General features: G+C 73.9%; 13 protein-coding genes. 3 read left to right on the top strand and 10 right to left on the bottom strand.

Features of this window, described 5'->3' with window-relative positions; genetic code table 11:
- Positions 1-2: 2 nt before the first annotated feature.
- A complete protein-coding gene (kynU, locus tag C1701_RS12365) occupies positions 3-1,262 on the top strand; it encodes a kynureninase (protein WP_337662251.1) in 1,260 nt (419 codons plus the stop codon).
- Positions 1,263-1,317: 55 nt separating this feature from the next.
- Here the strand turns inward: kynU and C1701_RS12360 are convergent, their stop codons facing one another.
- The gene (locus tag C1701_RS12360; protein ID WP_103055944.1) at positions 1,318-2,586 is read right to left on the bottom strand and encodes a hypothetical protein; all 1,269 of its coding nucleotides are present in this window, start codon (positions 2,584-2,586) and stop codon (positions 1,318-1,320) included.
- A gap of 790 nt (positions 2,587-3,376) precedes the next feature.
- Between C1701_RS12360 and C1701_RS12355 the strand changes: the two genes are divergently transcribed.
- Positions 3,377-3,994, top strand: coding sequence for a phosphoribosylanthranilate isomerase (locus tag C1701_RS12355; RefSeq protein WP_026419652.1), 618 nt, complete (start codon positions 3,377-3,379; stop codon positions 3,992-3,994).
- 93 nt (positions 3,995-4,087) lie between these two features.
- On the opposite strand, the gene C1701_RS12350 is transcribed toward C1701_RS12355, so the two are convergent.
- The 6 genes from C1701_RS12350 to xylA form a co-directional block, all read right to left on the bottom strand.
- The gene (locus C1701_RS12350; RefSeq protein ID WP_245588870.1) at positions 4,088-4,879 is read right to left on the bottom strand and encodes a cupin domain-containing protein; all 792 of its coding nucleotides are present in this window, start codon (positions 4,877-4,879) and stop codon (positions 4,088-4,090) included.
- Entirely contained in the window at positions 4,876-5,982 is a 1,107-nt protein-coding gene (locus C1701_RS12345) for a PmoA family protein (protein ID WP_245588871.1), read from the bottom strand. Before C1701_RS12345 ends, C1701_RS12350 begins: the two co-directional genes overlap by 4 nt.
- Before the next feature lie 122 nt (positions 5,983-6,104).
- Positions 6,105-7,193 carry a Gfo/Idh/MocA family protein gene (locus C1701_RS12340; protein ID WP_026419655.1) on the bottom strand — a complete coding sequence of 363 codons (1,089 nt, stop codon included), beginning with the start codon at positions 7,191-7,193 and terminating at the stop codon, positions 6,105-6,107.
- Between the two features lie 206 nt (positions 7,194-7,399).
- Positions 7,400-8,824 (bottom strand): xylulokinase, encoded by a 1,425-nt coding sequence (gene xylB / locus C1701_RS12335; RefSeq protein ID WP_030226643.1) that lies wholly within the window; start codon positions 8,822-8,824, stop codon positions 7,400-7,402.
- Positions 8,821-9,888, bottom strand: a complete 1,068-nt coding sequence (locus tag C1701_RS12330; RefSeq protein ID WP_030226646.1) for an alcohol dehydrogenase catalytic domain-containing protein — start codon at positions 9,886-9,888, stop codon at positions 8,821-8,823. Before C1701_RS12330 ends, xylB begins: the two co-directional genes overlap by 4 nt.
- A 62-nt stretch (positions 9,889-9,950) precedes the next feature.
- Positions 9,951-11,123, bottom strand: coding sequence for a xylose isomerase (gene xylA / locus C1701_RS12325; RefSeq protein ID WP_026419658.1), 1,173 nt, complete (start codon positions 11,121-11,123; stop codon positions 9,951-9,953).
- Positions 11,124-11,331: 208 nt separating this feature from the next.
- On the opposite strand from xylA, the gene C1701_RS12320 reads away from it, so the two are divergent.
- Positions 11,332-12,552, top strand: coding sequence for an ROK family transcriptional regulator (locus C1701_RS12320; protein WP_103055943.1), 1,221 nt, complete (start codon positions 11,332-11,334; stop codon positions 12,550-12,552).
- Positions 12,553-12,591: 39 nt separating this feature from the next.
- Here C1701_RS12320 and C1701_RS12315 read toward each other — a convergent pair whose 3' ends face one another.
- The 3 genes from C1701_RS12315 to C1701_RS12305 form a co-directional block, all read right to left on the bottom strand.
- Complete coding sequence (locus C1701_RS12315) at positions 12,592-13,635, bottom strand: hemolysin family protein (protein WP_026065774.1); 1,044 nt, start codon at positions 13,633-13,635, stop codon at positions 12,592-12,594.
- Complete coding sequence (locus C1701_RS12310) at positions 13,625-15,079, bottom strand: hemolysin family protein (protein ID WP_026419660.1); 1,455 nt, start codon at positions 15,077-15,079, stop codon at positions 13,625-13,627. The genes C1701_RS12315 and C1701_RS12310 overlap by 11 nt, the downstream gene beginning before the upstream one ends.
- Positions 15,080-15,219: 140 nt before the next feature.
- Positions 15,220-16,236: a GNAT family N-acetyltransferase gene (locus tag C1701_RS12305; RefSeq protein WP_155886207.1), complete on the bottom strand. Its 1,017-nt coding sequence runs from the start codon at positions 16,234-16,236 to the stop codon at positions 15,220-15,222.
- Between the last annotated feature and the right edge of the window lie 360 nt (positions 16,237-16,596).

Below are 16,596 nucleotides of genomic sequence, written 5' to 3'. Positions count from 1 at the left end.
ACGTGGTGCCACAGCGAGTGGCTGACGGCCGGGACACGTCGGTCGCGGGGCTGGCCGCACGGGCGGCCGCCGCGGACACGGCCGACCCGCTGGCCCACCTCCGCGACCAGTTCGACCTGGACGAGGAGCTCGTGTACCTCGACGGCAACTCGCTCGGGGCGCTTCCCACCTCGGTCCCGAGCCGCCTGCGCGAGGTCGTCGAGCAGGAGTGGGGCCGGGGCCTGATCCGGTCGTGGCGCGACGCCGGGTGGTGGGACGCCCCGGAACGGGTGGGGGACCGGATCGCACCGCTCGTCGGCGCGGCTCCCGGCCAGATCGTGGTGGGCGACTCCACGAGCGTCAACGTGTTCCGCCTGACCGTCGCGGGGCTGCGGGCGGCGGTCGGGCGGGACCCGCGTCGAACCGAACTCCTCGTCGACGGGACCACGTTCCCCACGGACGGCTACCTCGCGGAGTCCGCGGCCCGGCTCACCGGGGCAACACTGGTGCCGTGCCACCCCTCGGAGCTCGTGGACCGCCTCGACGACCGCACCGGGCTGGTGCTGCTCAACCACGTCGACTACCGCACCGGCGAGTTGTGGGACCTCCCCGCGCTCACCGCCGCCGCCCGGGGAGCGGGCGCCCTGACCCTCTGGGACCTCTCGCACAGCGCGGGAGCCCTGCCGGTCGGACTGGACCGGGCCGAGGTCGACCTCGCCGTGGGCTGCGGCTACAAGTACCTGAACGGCGGCCCGGGCGCGCCGGCCTTCTGCTATGCCAGCTCCGACCTCCAGGACCGGCTCGACCAACCGCTGGCCGGCTGGTGCTCGCACGCCGACCCCTTCGGCATGGAGCCGGAGTACCGGGCGGCCAAGGGGGCGACCCGCCTCCGCACCGGTACGCCCGAGATCCTCTCCCTGCTCTCGCTCGACGCGGCGCTGGACGTGTGGGCGGACGTGGACCTCGCCGAGGTCCGGCGGAAGAGCCTGGCCCTCACCGACTTTTTCGTGTCCTGCCTCGACGCCCTGGCGCCACCGGGCTCGTTCCGCCTCCTGACGCCCCGTGAGGACGGACGACGCGGGAGCCAGGTGGCGTTGGAGTGCGACGACGCGCGGGCGGTGATGGCGACGCTGGAACGCCAGGGGGTCATCGGGGACCACCGCCCGCCGAACGTCTGCCGGTTCGGCTTCGCGCCGCTGTACACGCGGTTCGTCGACGCGCTCACCGCCGCCGACGCGCTCTCCACCTGTCTGCGGGCACGGGTCGGCATCGGTCGCGCCTGAGGTGAGGAACGGTCGCCGGACGCCCCGCCACGGGTGGCGGGTCCGGCGACCCCCTTCAGCGGCGCGACTTCGCCGGACGCCGAGACCGGGCGCGTGCGTTGCGGTTCTTCTTCGCCGACTGCGCGGCGAGCGACTTCCCGGGTTGTTGCCGCGCGGGCGGGGCGTCGTCGTCCCCCTCCTCGGCGGCCTCGTCCGTCACCGCGCCGGGGGCCTGGTCCCGGCTGGCGGGTCCCGTCGTGGCCCGGGCGGGGAGGTCCGCCGGCGGGGAGGCACCCACCGTTCCCCGCTCGGCCGGGGGTGTTGGGCGAGCATCCGAGGGCTGCCGCGACGGCCGGGCGGCGTCCCGGCGCTCCGGCAGGACGTGGACGCTGTCCGCCGCCTGGTCGAGCAGTCGCCGGGCCACCTCGAACTGGGCGAGCGCGGAACGCTGGGCGTCCCGGACCTCGTCCTCCCTGTCCTGGGCGTGGCGCAGTCGGTTCTCGACGTGGTCGTCGACCTGCCTGGTCCTGGCGTGGAGGCGTCGTTCGACCTCGGCCTCGTGCTCGCGCAGTCTCCGCGCCGCGTCGCTGCGCCGCTTGGCCATCGCGATCTCGAAGTCCTTCTCCACCTGGCGTCGCCTGGCGGCGGAGGAGGACTCGATGTGGGTGCACCTGCGGGTGGCCTCGGCGACCATCCCCTCCGCGGTCGCGGTCGCCTCCGCGACCATCCGCTCCGCGGTGGTGGTGGCCTCGGCCACCGTCTGCTCCGCGGCGGCCGTCGCGTCGGAGACCCGCTGTTCGGCCTTGGCCTTCGCGTCCGCGAGGACCGCCTCCGCCTCGGCCAACATGCCGGCGTACCGGCGTTCGTACTCCCTGGCCATGTCGGCGACACGGCGCTCGTAGTCCCGCTCGACCTGGCGGCGGTGCTCCTCCTGGCCGGCGACGAGCCCTTCGTACTCCCGGCAGAGGTCGTCGCGTTCGCGCTCCGCCTCCGCCCTGCGGTTGACGACGTACTCGTCGGCCTGGGCCCGCAGCGCGTCCGCCTCGGACTCGGCCAGGGCGAGCATCCGCTGGAGGCGTTCACTCAGCGTCGCGGCGCTGACCGGCTCCTGGACCATGCGGTCGGCGGCCTCCCGCGCCTGGTCCAGGTCCCGCCGGGTGAGTTCCAGGCTGTTCCGTAAATCGGCGCACTGCGATAACGCGGCGTCCCGGTCGGCCGCGATTATGCGCAGGTCGCCCTCCAGCGACCGAACGTAATCCAGGACCTGGGTTCTGTGGAAACCGCGATAGACGACGTCGAAGGGCGGGTTGAGAGGGATCAGTTCTCCATCCTCTTCGCGCGCCATCGCACGATTCTAACACCGTCGACGATTCCCGTTGTGCCTCCACCGAGCGGAGCGACCGGAGCGGCCGGGGGCGGTCCGTCCCGGAGGAGTCACGACGCGACGACCAGGCGAGATCACGTCGCGATCACGGCAGAGCGGACATCGGCCACATCGGGTGCGGTCCTGACGAATGATCCATAACCCGGCCGGGGGACCGCTCGGCCGACGACGGCCACCACCCGGGGCTCGAGCGATCGACTCACCCGGTTCCCGGGCGGCCCGCCCCCGGAATGGGGGACACTCCACGGGATGTCGCGGTCGATCAGGTGTTCGAAGGCGACGGGCGCGTCGACGGCGCCCCTCCCCCACGCAGGGTGACGGCGTCCCGGCCCGGCACCGCGCCGAGCACGGGCGCGCCCATCCCGGCCACGGGCGGCACGAGCCGAGGAGCGCGCGCCGCCCATTTCCGGAGAAACGGCGTCCCGTTATCGAGAAAGGGCGGAGCGCGAAACGTGATCCGGTTCCGGCGGCGGCGGAAAACCCGCGACCGCTCGCCCGCCACGAGAACCCGCACGACTCCTCGACGGATTGTTCCCAGCCGGCGCGGGGACCTGCCCGACCCGTTTCCGCATCCCGTCGGCGGAGGTGTTTTCCGAGGAACGGGTCCGACCACGAATGGGGTTGGCATTCCCATTCCCGTCCGCTGGGGTGCGGGCCCCGCGACCGGGCGCCCCCGAGAGGACGGGTCCCCGGGATTCGGGAGCCGGACCGGGCGCCACCGGGTTCCGCCCGGTGGCACTAGGCTTGGGGGGTGTTCGTCAAGATCTGTGGGCTCACGACCGAGGCCGCGGTCGAGGTGGCGGTGTCCTCGGGAGCGGACGCGATCGGTTTCGTGTTGACCGAGAGCCCGCGTCAGCTCGCGCCCGGACGGGTGCGTGAGCTCGCCGAACTGGTTCCCCCCGAGGTGCTCACCGTCGGAGTGGTCCGGGGTGTGTCCGCCGCCGGTGCGCGCGCACTGGCGGTGGAGTCCGGGGTCGGCGCGCTCCAGCTCCACGGCGACTACCCGGCGTCGGCCTTCGACGAGGTGCGCGACCTCCCCGTTCGGCTGGTGCGGGCCGTGCCGATCGACTCGGTTCGCGGTGGTCCCGCCGACGGCGAGGAACCTCGGGCGGACCTGCTGCTGGTCGACTCCCCGGTCGCGGGCTCCGGCGAGAGCTGGGACTGGTCCCCGACCGACGCCGAACTCCTCGCGGGCCGGCGGTGGCTGCTCGCGGGTGGTCTTCGCCCCGGCAACGTCGGAACCGCCGTCCGGGTGCTCCGCCCCTGGGGTGTGGACGTCTCCAGCGGCGTGGAGCGCGAACGGGGTGTGAAGGACCACCTCCTGATCGAGGAGTTCGTCCGCGCGGCGCGCGCCGCCGCCACCGACTGACCTCGGGACCAGCGCGCGGCGGAGCACGCCCTACCGGCCCGGTCGCGGGGAGCGGCCGGAACGGGGCCGTCGCCCGCGCCCCGGCCGCCGGTCTCAGTCGCCGCCGCCCGCTACCACGGCTCCATCCAGGTCCCAGACCCGCAGCCGGCCGCACATCCCGTATCCGAGGGGCCCGGTCCTCGGGAGCACCGAACGCACCCGCGCGTCCCTGAGGTGGGGGCCGCGCCCGCTGGCCAGGTCCGCCAACGCGCGCCCGGTGTGATCCGCCTGGGCGGCCGCGCCCCGCTCCCACCTCGACCGCCACTCGTCGATCCTGGGCGCCACGAGGCGGGCCGCCGCGTCGTGCAGTGGCTCCAGCGCGCCAGGGCCCTCGGCGCGAACCCGCTCCCGCAGCTCCAGGTAACCGCTGACGGCGAGATCGCGGCGGGCGCGGGCGGCCAGCGCGGCGGGGCTGTCGAGGTCCTCGGGTCCCTCGTCGGGTGCCGGGGCGGGGATGCGGTGCGCGTCGGCGTACCGCGCCCCGTCCGCCAGCACCTCGGCGGGGAAGGTGAGGACCGCGTCACCTGCCTCCGGAAGCCCGGCGTTCTGCATGACGACGAGGATCTCCAGGTCACCACTGAGGTTGACCAGCCGGTGCACCGTCCCCGGGGTGAACCACAACAGGGTCCCCCTGGTCAACGGGGTCTCCTGGTATCCATCGGCGCCGAGCGTCTCCAGCCGGCCCTCGCCGGACAGCACGACGTAGCCCTCGCTCGAGGCCGTGTGCAGGTGCGGCGACCCGCCCCGCCGGCCGTCCTCGGCCGGCCAGTCGTACACGCGGAGGTGGGAGACGGCCGTCGCGCCGGGGAAGCCCTCGGCGGACCCGGGCTCGATCCCGCCAGTCACCGCTGGCCCCCCTCGTCCGACGCGAGCGAGGCGAGCGCGCGGACCCCGGCCTCGGCCAGACGAGCGCAGCCGTCCTGTCCCCGGTCCCCGTCCGCGATCACGACGGCGTAGCGCAGGGTGAGCGCCGCCCCCGGGTCGAGGTCGACTTCGGTGGAGAAGAAGGGAGCGGGGCAGACCGCCGCGAAGGGGTCCGACCGGAGGAACCACCGGGTGGGCCCGCCGGCCCCGGTGGCCGCCGCGTTGGACTCGTCGTCGACGAAGGTGAGCGTCGACCACCTGCCGTGGTCGTCGTGTTGGCCGACGAACGCCGCCCACGGCGCCCGTTCGCCCATGAGTTCGTCGGCTCCGGTGGTGCCGGGCAGCTCGATGCGCCCACCCGTGAAGGATCGGGGCCCCCGCCAGAAGAAACCGCCGTAGCCCGCGTTCTCCCTGCCCTTGGTGGTGGGGCTGCCGAAGGCCACGGCCTCGGCTCCGAGGTTGGTCATCGTCGACTCGAAGGCCAGCGCCCAGGCGTCGACCTCCGGAGCGAGCCCGACCGCGAAGCGGCGGTGTTCGGCGATCCTCGGCACGCCCTGTTGGGTGTGCCAGCGCAGCGCCTCCTCGACGACGGCGGTGCCCCGGGTGAGCTCGGCCCGGGCGAAGCCCTCGTGGTCCATCGACCCGTCGTTGTCCAGCTGCTGGTAACCGCTGCCCGTCACGTAGGTGGGGCCGCCCCAGAAGTTGTCCTCGCCGACGTGCGGCAGTGACCAGGCGATGCCCCGGTGCCACACGTGGTCGTGCGGGCGGAACAGGCTGACCAGGTCACCGCCGAGCGTCCGCAGCGGGTGGAAGAACGGTCGGGGGGACTCCAGTTGGACGTCCCAGGGCCGGTAGACGTAGCGGACGATCTCCCGACCGTCCACGGTCACCTGGAGCGAGCGCTCCGCGTCGTGGTGGAGGCCGAGGCCGGCCGGGGCTGGTTCTGTCGAGGTGGGCAGTGGCCGGTGTCCGGAGGCAGGTTGCTCCGGACGGGGGCTGGCGTACTCGGTGCGCACGGACGGCTCGCCTCCGCTGGTCGGGTCGGTGCTCTCGGGGTTCGGGTCCGGGGTCCCGGGGGCGGTCATCACCCGGGGAACGCTCTGGTCCGCTGGTTTGCTGGTGCCGGGTGCCGGGTGGCGGTCCGTACGGACGCGCTCGCCCCGCGCCAGACCCCTCTCGGGACGGATGTCAGGTGGAAAACGCTTTCCTAGGGAGCTGGCCACGGCACCGCGCCACCGCTCATCCGGCCGTGGAAGGGGTGGCCGTCGGTGATCTCGCCCCGGCGGACCGGCGTGCCGGTGAAGGACGAGGCGTAGATCGCCGCCACCAGTTCCAGGGTGGACCGCGAGTCGGCGGCCGACACGGGGAGCGGCAGGCCGCCCTCGTGGGCCGTCAGCAGCGCGTCGAACTGGGCGCGGTGCCCACTGGCCACGTCCTCGTCCCCGGTGTCCCACGCCGCGCGCACCTCCGCCTCCCGCCCCGGCGCCGGGGTGACCCGCCAGTCCTGGTCCTGGTACCCGTACAGGTGCTCCACCTCGACGGTCGCGTGTTCGAGGTCGAACCGCAGATAGCTCGTCTCCCTGGGCGACAGCAGCGAGTTCACCACGGTGGCCACGGCACCGTTCTCGAAGCGCACGAGGGCGCAGGACACGTCCTCGGTGGCCGTGGGGCGCGCCTTCCGGTCGGCGACGGCGGTGACCTCGGCCCACTCGCCCAGCACGGAGAGCAGGAGGTCCATCTGGTGGATGCCGTGGCCCATCGTGGGGCCACCGCCCTCGATCTCCCAGTTCCCGCGCCACGGCACCGCGAAGTACTCGTCAGGCCGATACCAGAGCGTGTGGCAGACCGCCACGAGCGGCCTGCCGAGGTCACCGGCCTCGACCAGGCGGCGCAGCCGCAGCGCGGCGCTGCCGAAGCGGTGTTGGAAGACGGTGGCGAACCGGGCCCCGCCGGCCCGCTCGGCGGCCAGGATGTCGTCGAGTTCGGCCAGCGAGAGGGTCGGGGGTTTCTCGCACAGCACCGGGACACCCGCCGACAGGCAGGCGATGGCCTGCTGGTGGTGCGCCCCAGGGGGCGTGCAGAGGTGGACGAGGTCGGGTGCCGCCTCCCGCAACGCCGTGGCCAGGTCGGTGTACCGGTTCTCGATGCCCCACCGCTCGGCGAACTCGTCGAGCCGCCCCTGGTCCACGTCGACCGCGGCGACCAGTTCCGCACGCTCGGCCAGCCCGCTGAGCCCGTCGGCATGGGCGTGGGCGATGCCCCCCGTGCCGACGATGGCGATACGCGTTCGTCCCATCGTTCCTTTGTTTCACACCGACGTGGGAACGGACCGACCACGGCGGGACACGCGGCCGGTGCCGGCCACGAGCGGCGCGCCGGCGGCCCGGTTCCGCCGCGCCCGCCCGCGCCCGGAGCCGCTGGAACGGACGTCCCGGTGCCGCGGGTGGCCGACACCGCGACGGTCCCGAACCCGCATCGGCCCACCACCAGGGGTGCGCGAGGTCAACCGACCTGGGGCAGCACCTTGTCCCGGGCGGCGGCGTACCGTTCCCGCACCTGGGGAGCGGCGTCCTCCTCGTAACCGAGGGTGTCACCGATGGACCACTCCGGCGGCTCCGTGCCGCCCGAGAGCAGCCACGCGGCCTGCCGCGCCGCGCCGTCGGCCACGTACTCGCCGGGAGCGGGCACCACCACGGGACGTCCGAGCAGCGCCGAGGCGATGCGGCACACGGCCTCCGACCGCGCGCCCCCACCCACCAGGAGGACCCGGTCACAGCGGACCCCCTGGGCGATGAGGGCGTCGAGCCCGTCGGCCAGGCCGCAGAGCATGCCCTCGATCGCGGCCCTGGCCAGGTGCGCGGCCGTGGAGGTGCGCAGGGTCAGGCCGTGCACCGAACCGGTGGCGTCCGGGCGGTCCGGGGTGCGCTCTCCCTCCAGGTAGGGGACGACGACGAGCCCGTCGCTGCCCGCCGGGGCGGACAGCGCGAGGCGCCCCAGTTCGTCCAGGGTGACCCCGAGGGTGCCGGCGACGGCGTCGAGCACCCGGGCGGCGTTGAGGGTGCAGACCAGGGGGAGGTGCCGACCGGTGGCGTCGGCGAACCCGGCGACGATGCCGCTGGGGTCGGCGACGGCGTTGTCGGCGACCGCGAACACGGTGCCGGAGGTGCCGATCGAGATGACGACGTCACCGGGGCGCGCGCCGACACCGAGACCGGCGGCCGCGTTGTCTCCAGCGCCGGCCCCCAGGGCCGCCCCGGTCGGCGTGCTGCCCGCCGTGTCCCTCGGCCCCAGCACCGCCGGCAGCACCGCGTCGTGCCCGAGGCCGAGGGTGAGCAGGTCGCGCCGGTACTCCCCGGTCGTGGCCGACCAGTACCCGGTACCGCTGGCGTCGCTGCGGTCGGTGGCGAGGGTCTCGATCCCGGCGGCGCCGGCCAGTTTCCAGGTGAGCCAGTCGTGGGGGAGCGCGACCGCCGCGGTCCGTTCGGCCGCCGCCGGCTCGTTGCGCGCCAACCAGCGCAGCTTCGTCACGGTGAAGGAGGAGACCGGGACCACCCCGACCGCCTCGGCCCAGGCCCGGTCGCCGGCACCGTCCGCGCCCAGTTCGGCGCGGAGGTCGAGCGCGGCCTGACCGGAACGGGTGTCGTTCCAGAGCAGGGCGGGCCGGACGACCTCCCCCGCCTCGTCGAGGCACACCATGCCGTGCTGCTGGGCCCCCACCGAGAGCGCCTGGACGTCGTCCAGCCCTCCCGCCTGGTCCACCGCCTCGCCTAAGGCCCCCCACCACAGGGCGGGGTCGATCTCCGTCCCGTCCGGGTGGCTCGCCCGCCCCTGCCGGACGAGCTCCCCGGTGTCGGCGTCCCGCACCACCACCTTGCAGGACTGGGTGGACGAGTCGATGCCGGCGACCAGCGTGCGCTGCTCGGTCATGCCTGTTCTCCTGCTCGGTCGGAGGTGGTTGGTGCCGACGCCCGGGAGAGCCCTCCGGGGCTGACCACGGACTTGAGTGCGGTCGGGTCCCGGCGGGCGGAGAGGAGCGCGTCCTCCACGCCGTCGAGGTCGAACCGGCCGGTGACCAGGTCGTCGAGCTCGACGGCTCCCGAGGACGCGAGAGCGATCGCGGCGGGGTACGCGTGGGCGTACCGGAAGGTGCCGGTGATCCACAGTTCCCTGGCCTGGATCAGGTCGAGCGGCAAGGTCACCGTGGCGCCCATCCCGACCAGGACGACGGTGCCGGCCGGTGCGGCGCGCCGCACCGACCACTCGACCGCGCGGGCAGCCCCGCTGCACTCGAGCACCACCTCGGCGGGTGCCACGTCCGCGTCGGGTTCCTCCGCCACGTTCAGCACCTGGTGGGCGCCGAGGCGGGCGGCCACCCGCAGCCGGTGCTCGTTGACGTCGGTGACGGTCACCCGGCCGGCGCCCCTGGCCAGCGCGACCTGGGCGCACAGCAGTCCGACGGGCCCGGCTCCGCTGACCAGGACGCTCTGCCCCGGCTCCACCCGGGCCTTGGCGGTGGCGTGGACGGCCACGGCCAGCGGCTCGATCAGGGCGGCGGCCTCGTCGGACAACCCGTCGGGCACCGGGTGGGCCCGACGGGCGTCGACGACCACGTACTCGGCGAAGGCGCCGTCCACCGGGGGCGTCGCGAAGAAGACCACGTTGGGGCACAGGTTGTAGCGGCCCCGCGCGCACTGCTCGCAACGGTCGCAGGTGCTCTGCGGTTCCAGTGCCACCCGCTGGCCCACCTCCGGTCCGAGGACCTCCGGGCCGAGTCGGACCACGGTTCCGGAGGCCTCGTGGCCGAGGACCAGCGGCGAGTCGACGACGAAGTCCCCGATCCTGCCGTGTTCGTAGTAGTGGACGTCGGAACCGCAGACGCCGACGGCGGCGACCCGGACCAGGACCTGCCCCACTCCCGGTTCCGGTACCTCCCGCTCCTCGGTCCTGACATGACCGACGCGGTCCAGGACGGCCACGCGCTGCCTGGTCATCTTCACCCCCGTGCTCGGTGTGGCGCGCCCAGCCGGCCGCGCCACACCCAGGGCGTCTCGGGTCAGCCGCGAGCGCCGACCAGGTGCTCCAGCGCCAGCTGGGCCAGATCGACGTAACCGTAACCCCGGCGTGCCACGGCCTCCACGTCGAAGTCCTCGAACGCGGTGCGGTCGGCGCGGAAGGCGGCGACGGACTCGCCGGGCGCGAGGGTGGGCTGGGACAGCTCCGGCACCCGGGACGCCTCCAGGGCGGCCTGGACCTCGGGGTCGGCGCGGAAGGCGGCCGCCCGCTCCTTCAGCAGCAGGTAGGTGCGCATGTTCGCCGCGGCACTCGCCCACACGCCGTCGGTGTCCTCGGTGCGCAGCGGCTTGTAGTCGAAGTGCCGGGGTCCGTCGTACCCGCCGTGCTCGAGGAGGTCGACGAGGAAGAACGCCGAGAGCAGGTCACCGTGCCCGAACACGAGGTCCTGGTCGTAGCGCGGTCCCTTCTGGCCGTTCAGGTCGATGTGGAAGAGCTTGCCCTGCCACAGCGCCTGGCCGATGCCGTGGACGAAGTTCAGGCCGGCCATCTGCTCGTGGCCGACCTCGGGGTTCACGCCGACGAGCTCGTGGTGCTCCAGGGTGGACACGAAGGACAGCACGTGCCCGATCGTGGGCAGCAGGATGTCCCCGCGCGGTTCGTTCGGCTTGGGTTCGATGGCGAACCGCAGGCCGTAGCCCTGGTCGATGGAGTACTGGGCGAGGGTGTCGACGCCCTCGCGGTAGCGGTCCAGCGCGGCGGCGACGTCCTTGGCGGCGTCGGTCTCGGAACCCTCACGGCCGCCCCAGAGCACGTAGGTGCTCGCCCCGAGTTCGGCGGCGAGGTCCATGTTGCGCATGACCTTCCGCAGCGCGAACCGGCGCACCGACCGGTCGTTGCTGGTCAGGGCGCCGTCCTTGAAGATCGGGTGCCCGAACAGGTTGGTGGTCACCATCGGGACGACCAGCCCGGTCTCCTCGAGGGCCTGCTTGAAGCGGCCGATGTGCCCGTCGCGGGCGGCGGCGTCGCTCCCGAAGGGGATGAGGTCGTCGTCGTGGAAGGTGATGCCCCAGGCGCCGAGTTCGGAGAGTCGGCGCACGGCCTCCGCCGGGTCGAGCGCGGCGCGGGTGGCGTCCCCGAAGGGGTCGTTCGCCCGCCAGCCAACGGTCCACAGACCGAAGCTGAACCTGTCCTCGCGAGTCGGCTTGTCGGCCACGCTGCCTCCCGGTGCCCCAAATAGTTTGATGACTGAATTTGTACGCGCGTGGTCCGGTCGGGTCAACCCTCCACCTGGCCGGCGCACGACCGGGGTGGTGCGGCCCGGCCCCGCGGGCGTCCTGGCCAGGACGTTCCCCTCAGGGCGCGGCGGCCAGGACCTCACCGCGCTCGTCCGCCTGGCACCGGCCGGAAACTAGGGTGGCCGGGTGAACCAGTCGGGCCCGGCCGGGCAGCACACGGTGCGCAGGCACAACTCGGCGTTGGTGCTCAACACCATCGCGACGGCCGACGGGCTGTCGAGAGCGTCCGTCGCGGCGCGTACCGGCCTCACCAAGGCCACCGTCTCCAGCCTCGTCGACCGGATGATCACGGCCGGCCTCGTGGTCGACGGCGGCCCCGAACACCGGGTCGGCCGGGGGCGGCGGGGGACCGCGCTGTCGCTGTCCCCCACCGGGCCGCACGGGCTCGGCGTCGAAATCGGGGTGGACACCCTCTCCTGCGCGCTGGTCGACCTCACCGGACGCGTCCGCGTCAGCTGGACGCGGGACGTGGAACCTCGGGGACGGACCGTCGAGGAGGGCCTCTCCCAGGTGGCGGACCTCGTCGGGCTCGCCCAGGCGGAGGCGGCCCGGCTCGGGGTGTCGGTGGGCGGCGTGGGCGTGGCGGTCCCCGGCCTGGTGGAGTCCTCGACCGGCCTGCTGCGGAGCGCCCCCAACCTCGGCTGGCGCGACGTCCCGCTCCACACCGAGCTGCGCGCCCGCACGGGTGTGACCGACCGCCCCCTGCTCGTCGGGAACGAGGCGAACCTCGCCGGCCTCGCCGAACTCTGGTTCGGTGGCCGGGAGGACCGTCGCGACTTCGTGCACGTGTCCGGCGAGATCGGCATCGGGGCCGGTCTCGTGGTGTCGGGAGAGCTCTTCCCCGGCGTGCGGGGCTTCGGCGGCGAGATCGGCCACCTGTCGGTGGACCCGGCCGGCCCACCCTGTTCCTGCGGCGGCCGGGGCTGCCTCGAACGGCTCGCCGGCCGGGCGGCCGTGCTCGCCGCGGCCGGGGTTCCGGCCGAGCCCGAAGGCGGTGGAGGGGACGGGATGGCCGACCTGCTCGGGCGGCTGCGCGACCACGACGCCGCCGCGCTGACGGCGGTGACCGACGCGGGACGCTGGCTCGGGATCGCGATGGCCGACGTGATCAACCTCGTGGACATCCCCACCGTCGTGCTCGGGGGTACCTACGCCAGGCTCGAGCCCTGGTTGCGCTCGACGCTGCTGGCCGAGCTGGACCGCAGGGTCGTGTCCTCCGGGTGGGCTCCGATCGCGGTGGAACCCTCGGTGCTGGGCAGCCGGGCCGCCGTCCAGGGGGCCGCCGGTTGGGTGGTGCGGGGAATCCTCGACGACCCGGAGCCCTTCCTCGTCGGACCGCCCACCTGAGCCGGAACCCGGCCCCGGGGACGGAGGGCGTGGCCGGGATCAGCGCCGACGGGTGGCGTCCCGAATCTCCCCCACCAGCTCCTCCACCACGTCCTCGAGCGCCACGATCCCCAGCGTCCGCCCGTCCGCGCCCCGCACGGCCGCGACGTGCGCGCGGTGCCGACGCATCAACCCCAACGCGCTCTCCAGCGTGTCCTCCGGCCGCACGCCGATCAGGGGCCGCACCCGCTCCGAGGGCACCGGCCGCTCCCGCCGCGCCGGGTCCTCCTCGAGGACGTCCTTCAGGTGCAGGTAGCCGACCGGTTCTCCCGCGTCGTCGACCACCGGGAACCGGGAGAAACCGGTGCGGGTCGCCGCCCGCTCGAGGTCGGCCGGTGTCACGGAGGTCGGTACCGCGTCCAGGTCGGCCAAGGGGAGCAGCACCGAGCGCACACTGCTCTCCGGCAGCGCCAGCGCACCCGTGAGCAGCCGGTACTCGTCCGCGTCCAGCAGTCCCTCCCGCCGGGACTCGGCGGCCAGCGCGGACACCTCCTCCCGGGTGAAGGCCGACGCCACCTCCTCCCTCGGTTCGACCCGCAGAAGCCGGAGCAGGCCGTTCGCCACCGCGTTGAGCACCACGATCGCGGGTTTCAGGATGGTGACCAGCAGGTAGAGCGGCGGCCCCAGCACCAGGGCGGCGGGCACGGGGCCCGCGACCGCCAGGTTCTTCGGCACCATCTCCCCCAACACCATGTGCAGGTAGACGACCACCGCCATCGCGACCGCGAAGGCCACCGGGTGGACCAGCCCCGCCGGAACCCCCAACGCCTCGAACGGCCCCTCCAACAGCCGCGCGACCGCCGGCTCGGCCACCGCGCCCAGGCCGAGGGAGCACATCGTGATCCCCAGCTGCGCGCCGGCCATCATCAACGACACCCGTTCCACGGCGCGCAGGGTGAGCCGGGCGACCCGGGAACCCGCCTGGACCCGCGGTTCCAACTGGGTGCGCCGCACCGAGATGAGGGCGAACTCCGCTCCGACGAAGAAGGCGTTGCCGGCAAGCAGCGCGACGGCCACGACCAGGGCGGTGAGCTCACCGGTCACGGTCCTCACCCCCTCGATCCGCGCGGCCGCCCCGGCCGTGCGGGCCGGGGTCGCCCCGGCCCGTCCCACCCGGTGAACCCGACGCCGGGTCACCCGGCTCGGCATCCGGACCGGCGCGCCGGCCGGGCTCTCCCTCCGCCTCGTCCCGCACCAGGAGCTCCACCAGATCGACCCGGAGCGCGTCCCGACGCCGAACGGTGAGGACCACCTCCTGGCCCGGCAGCGCCAGCCTGGCCTCGTCACCGACCTCGGGGATGCGGCCCAGCAGGTGGCTCACCAGCCCGGCCACCGTGTCGTAGTCGGGGTGTTCGGGCAGCGCGGTCCCCGTGATCTCGGCGATCTCGTCCGGCCGGAGCAACCCGGACAGCAGCCAGGCCCCCGAGGCGAGTCGGCGCGCCTGGGACACCGGCCGGTCGTGCTCGTCGCTGATGTCCCCGACGATCTCCTCGACCACGTCCTCCAAGGTGACCACGCCGGCGGTGCCACCGAACTCGTCGACGACCACCCCCAGCTGCAGCCCGTACCCCCGCAGCCGGACCAGCAACGGGTCGAGCGGCAGCGTCTCCGGCACCAGCAGGGCGTCGGAGACGACCGCCCGCACCTCGGTGGCGGCCCGGCGGTCGACGGGGACCGCGACCGCGTGCTTCAGGTGCACCACCCCCACCAGGTCGTCGAGGTCGTCGACGACCACCGGGAACCGGGAGTGGCCGGTGGCCCTGGCTCGGGAGACCACCTCGGACACCGGCGCGTCCGCCCGGACGAAGCGCACCCGCCCGCGCGGGGTCATCACGTCCCCCGCGGTGCGTTCGCCGAACTCGAGGGACCGGGTGACCAGGCGCGCCGTCCCCGAGTCGAGCGTGCCCTCCTCACCGGACCGCTGCACCAGTGACGCGAGTTCCTGCGCGGACCTCGCCGAGGCCAGCTCCTCCCGGGGCTCGACACCGACCGCCCGCAGCAGTGCGTTGGCGCTGCCGTTCAGCACCCGCAGCAGGGGGCGGGCGAGCGCGGTGAAACCACGTTGGGCACCGGCGACCGCCCGCGCGACCACGAGGGGCCTCGCGATCGCCCAGTTCTTGGGCAGCAACTCACCCAGCACCATCTGGAAGGCGGTGACCAGGACGAACGCCAGGGTGAACGCCACGCCGGAGGCGGCGGCCCCCAGACCGACGGCGTCGAGCGGGCCGACCAGCAACGCGCCGAGGGAGGGCTCCGCGACGTACCCGGCGACGAGACTGGTCACGGTGATGCCCAGCTGCGCGCCGGACAGCTGGGTCGAGAGCGTCCGCAGCGCGGAGAGGACCCCGGCGGAACGGGCGTCCCCGCGCTGGGCCCGCTCCTCGACGGTGGCGCGGTCGACCGTGACGAGGCTGAACTCGGCGGCGACGAACAACGCGTTCAGGAACACCAGCAGGACCACGACGCCCAACAGCAACCACTCGGTCACAGACAACCCCCGCGGATGATCGCCGACCGTGGATCGACGGTACCGCCTTGGTGCCCCACCGGCCGGAGGACCAAACCCGCCGCCCCTCCCCCGAGATCAGGAGCGGGCACCACCAGGCCCCCCGACCACCTTCCCGGGGATCAGGAGCGGGGACGGCCGGGGCGGGGCGCCCCGCCCACCGGCCCGCGCGGGCCGCGTGCCGCCAGGTCGGCGGGCAGCTCGACCCGGGTGAGCGGAACGCTGCGCCGCACGTCCGCCCCTGCGGCGTACCGCATCACCTCGTGCCCGGTGTGCGGGCAGGCGGACACCCCGCTCACCTCGCGGTAGGCGTCACCGGTCCGGCGCGCCATCTCGCGCCAGAACGTTTCCGCCGTGTCGTACTGGCTGGTGGTCAACCAGCTGCACCCGGGCGCCAGCTCGCGGGCCGCCAGCACCATCCGCCTCCCCAGCCCGCGCCCACGGAACGCGTCGTCGACGACCACGTTGCCGACGTACCCGAGCCGGCACTCCGCGCACACCTGGAAGAGCATCCAGCCGACGGCGGTCCGCCCCTGCCGCACCTCGATGCGTTGGATCCCGGCCGGGCGGGCCGGCCGGCGGTGCACCAGCCTGAGCTGCTCGGCGCGGAGTCTCCGCAGCCAGTACACGGGGTTGAGCCGGCGCAACCCACGGCGCACCGCGCCGTGCCGGTGCCAGGAGCCCTGGACGTAGGGCTCCGTGGTGCCGAAGGGCGTCCCCGCCCCGGCTGGTCCGCGCTGTCGGCCGTCCACCGGCCCACGGGGCTCGATGGTGTCGAGTGCCTGTCCCACCAGGTCGGCCGCGACCCGGTACACCTGCCGGCGGTCGTCGTCGAGTTCCGTCGCGGTGTGGCCCTCCGAGCGACGACGGCAGACCTGCCGTGTCGCGGCCAGCCGTGACGGATCGCTGTCGACGCTGCGGACCAGGAGTCTCATGTAGAGGGCGAGTCGCTGCGGACCACCGGCCGAGCGGGAGGAACCGCGCCTCGACGGGCCGCGCACCTGCGGGTCGAAGTCCTCCCGCACTCGGATGGCGTAGGCGTAGGTCCGGAGAACGTCTCGTTCCAGCCTCGCCGAATCCTCGGCCGTGCGTGGTCGCGGCACCCCGGCGCCTCGCGTCTCCACGCGATGGCCAGTCATACCAGAAGCCCTACCGATAGCCCGTCACCCGTCGATCTCACCGCAGCGACCATGACCCATTATTGATACGGGACTCGATCGGGTAAAGCGAGGTATCCATCGAGTGTTGATGATTACGTGGGGACAGTGAATCACTTCCAGGTCGACCCGATCTCGTTCGGTGCTCGGCTCTCCCCCGTCCACCGGTGACGTTCCTCGCACGCCGCCACGCACCGCCCGGGACGAGGGACCACTCACTTCGACCCCGGCCGCCGACCGCGTTGGGGGTGGTCGGGGCCGACCGCATGCCGCCGGGAGTCCGGGTGGGGGATCCACCGGCACCTGCCCGGACGTCGCACCTCAGATGTCGGGGACGCCCTG

This window comes from Actinoalloteichus sp. AHMU CJ021 (assembly GCF_002895405.1).
Lineage (GTDB): Bacteria > Actinomycetota > Actinomycetes > Mycobacteriales > Pseudonocardiaceae > Actinoalloteichus_B > Actinoalloteichus_B caeruleus.
The sequence above is the reverse complement of the archived record's forward strand: the minus strand, read 5'-3'. Positions and strand labels throughout refer to the sequence as shown.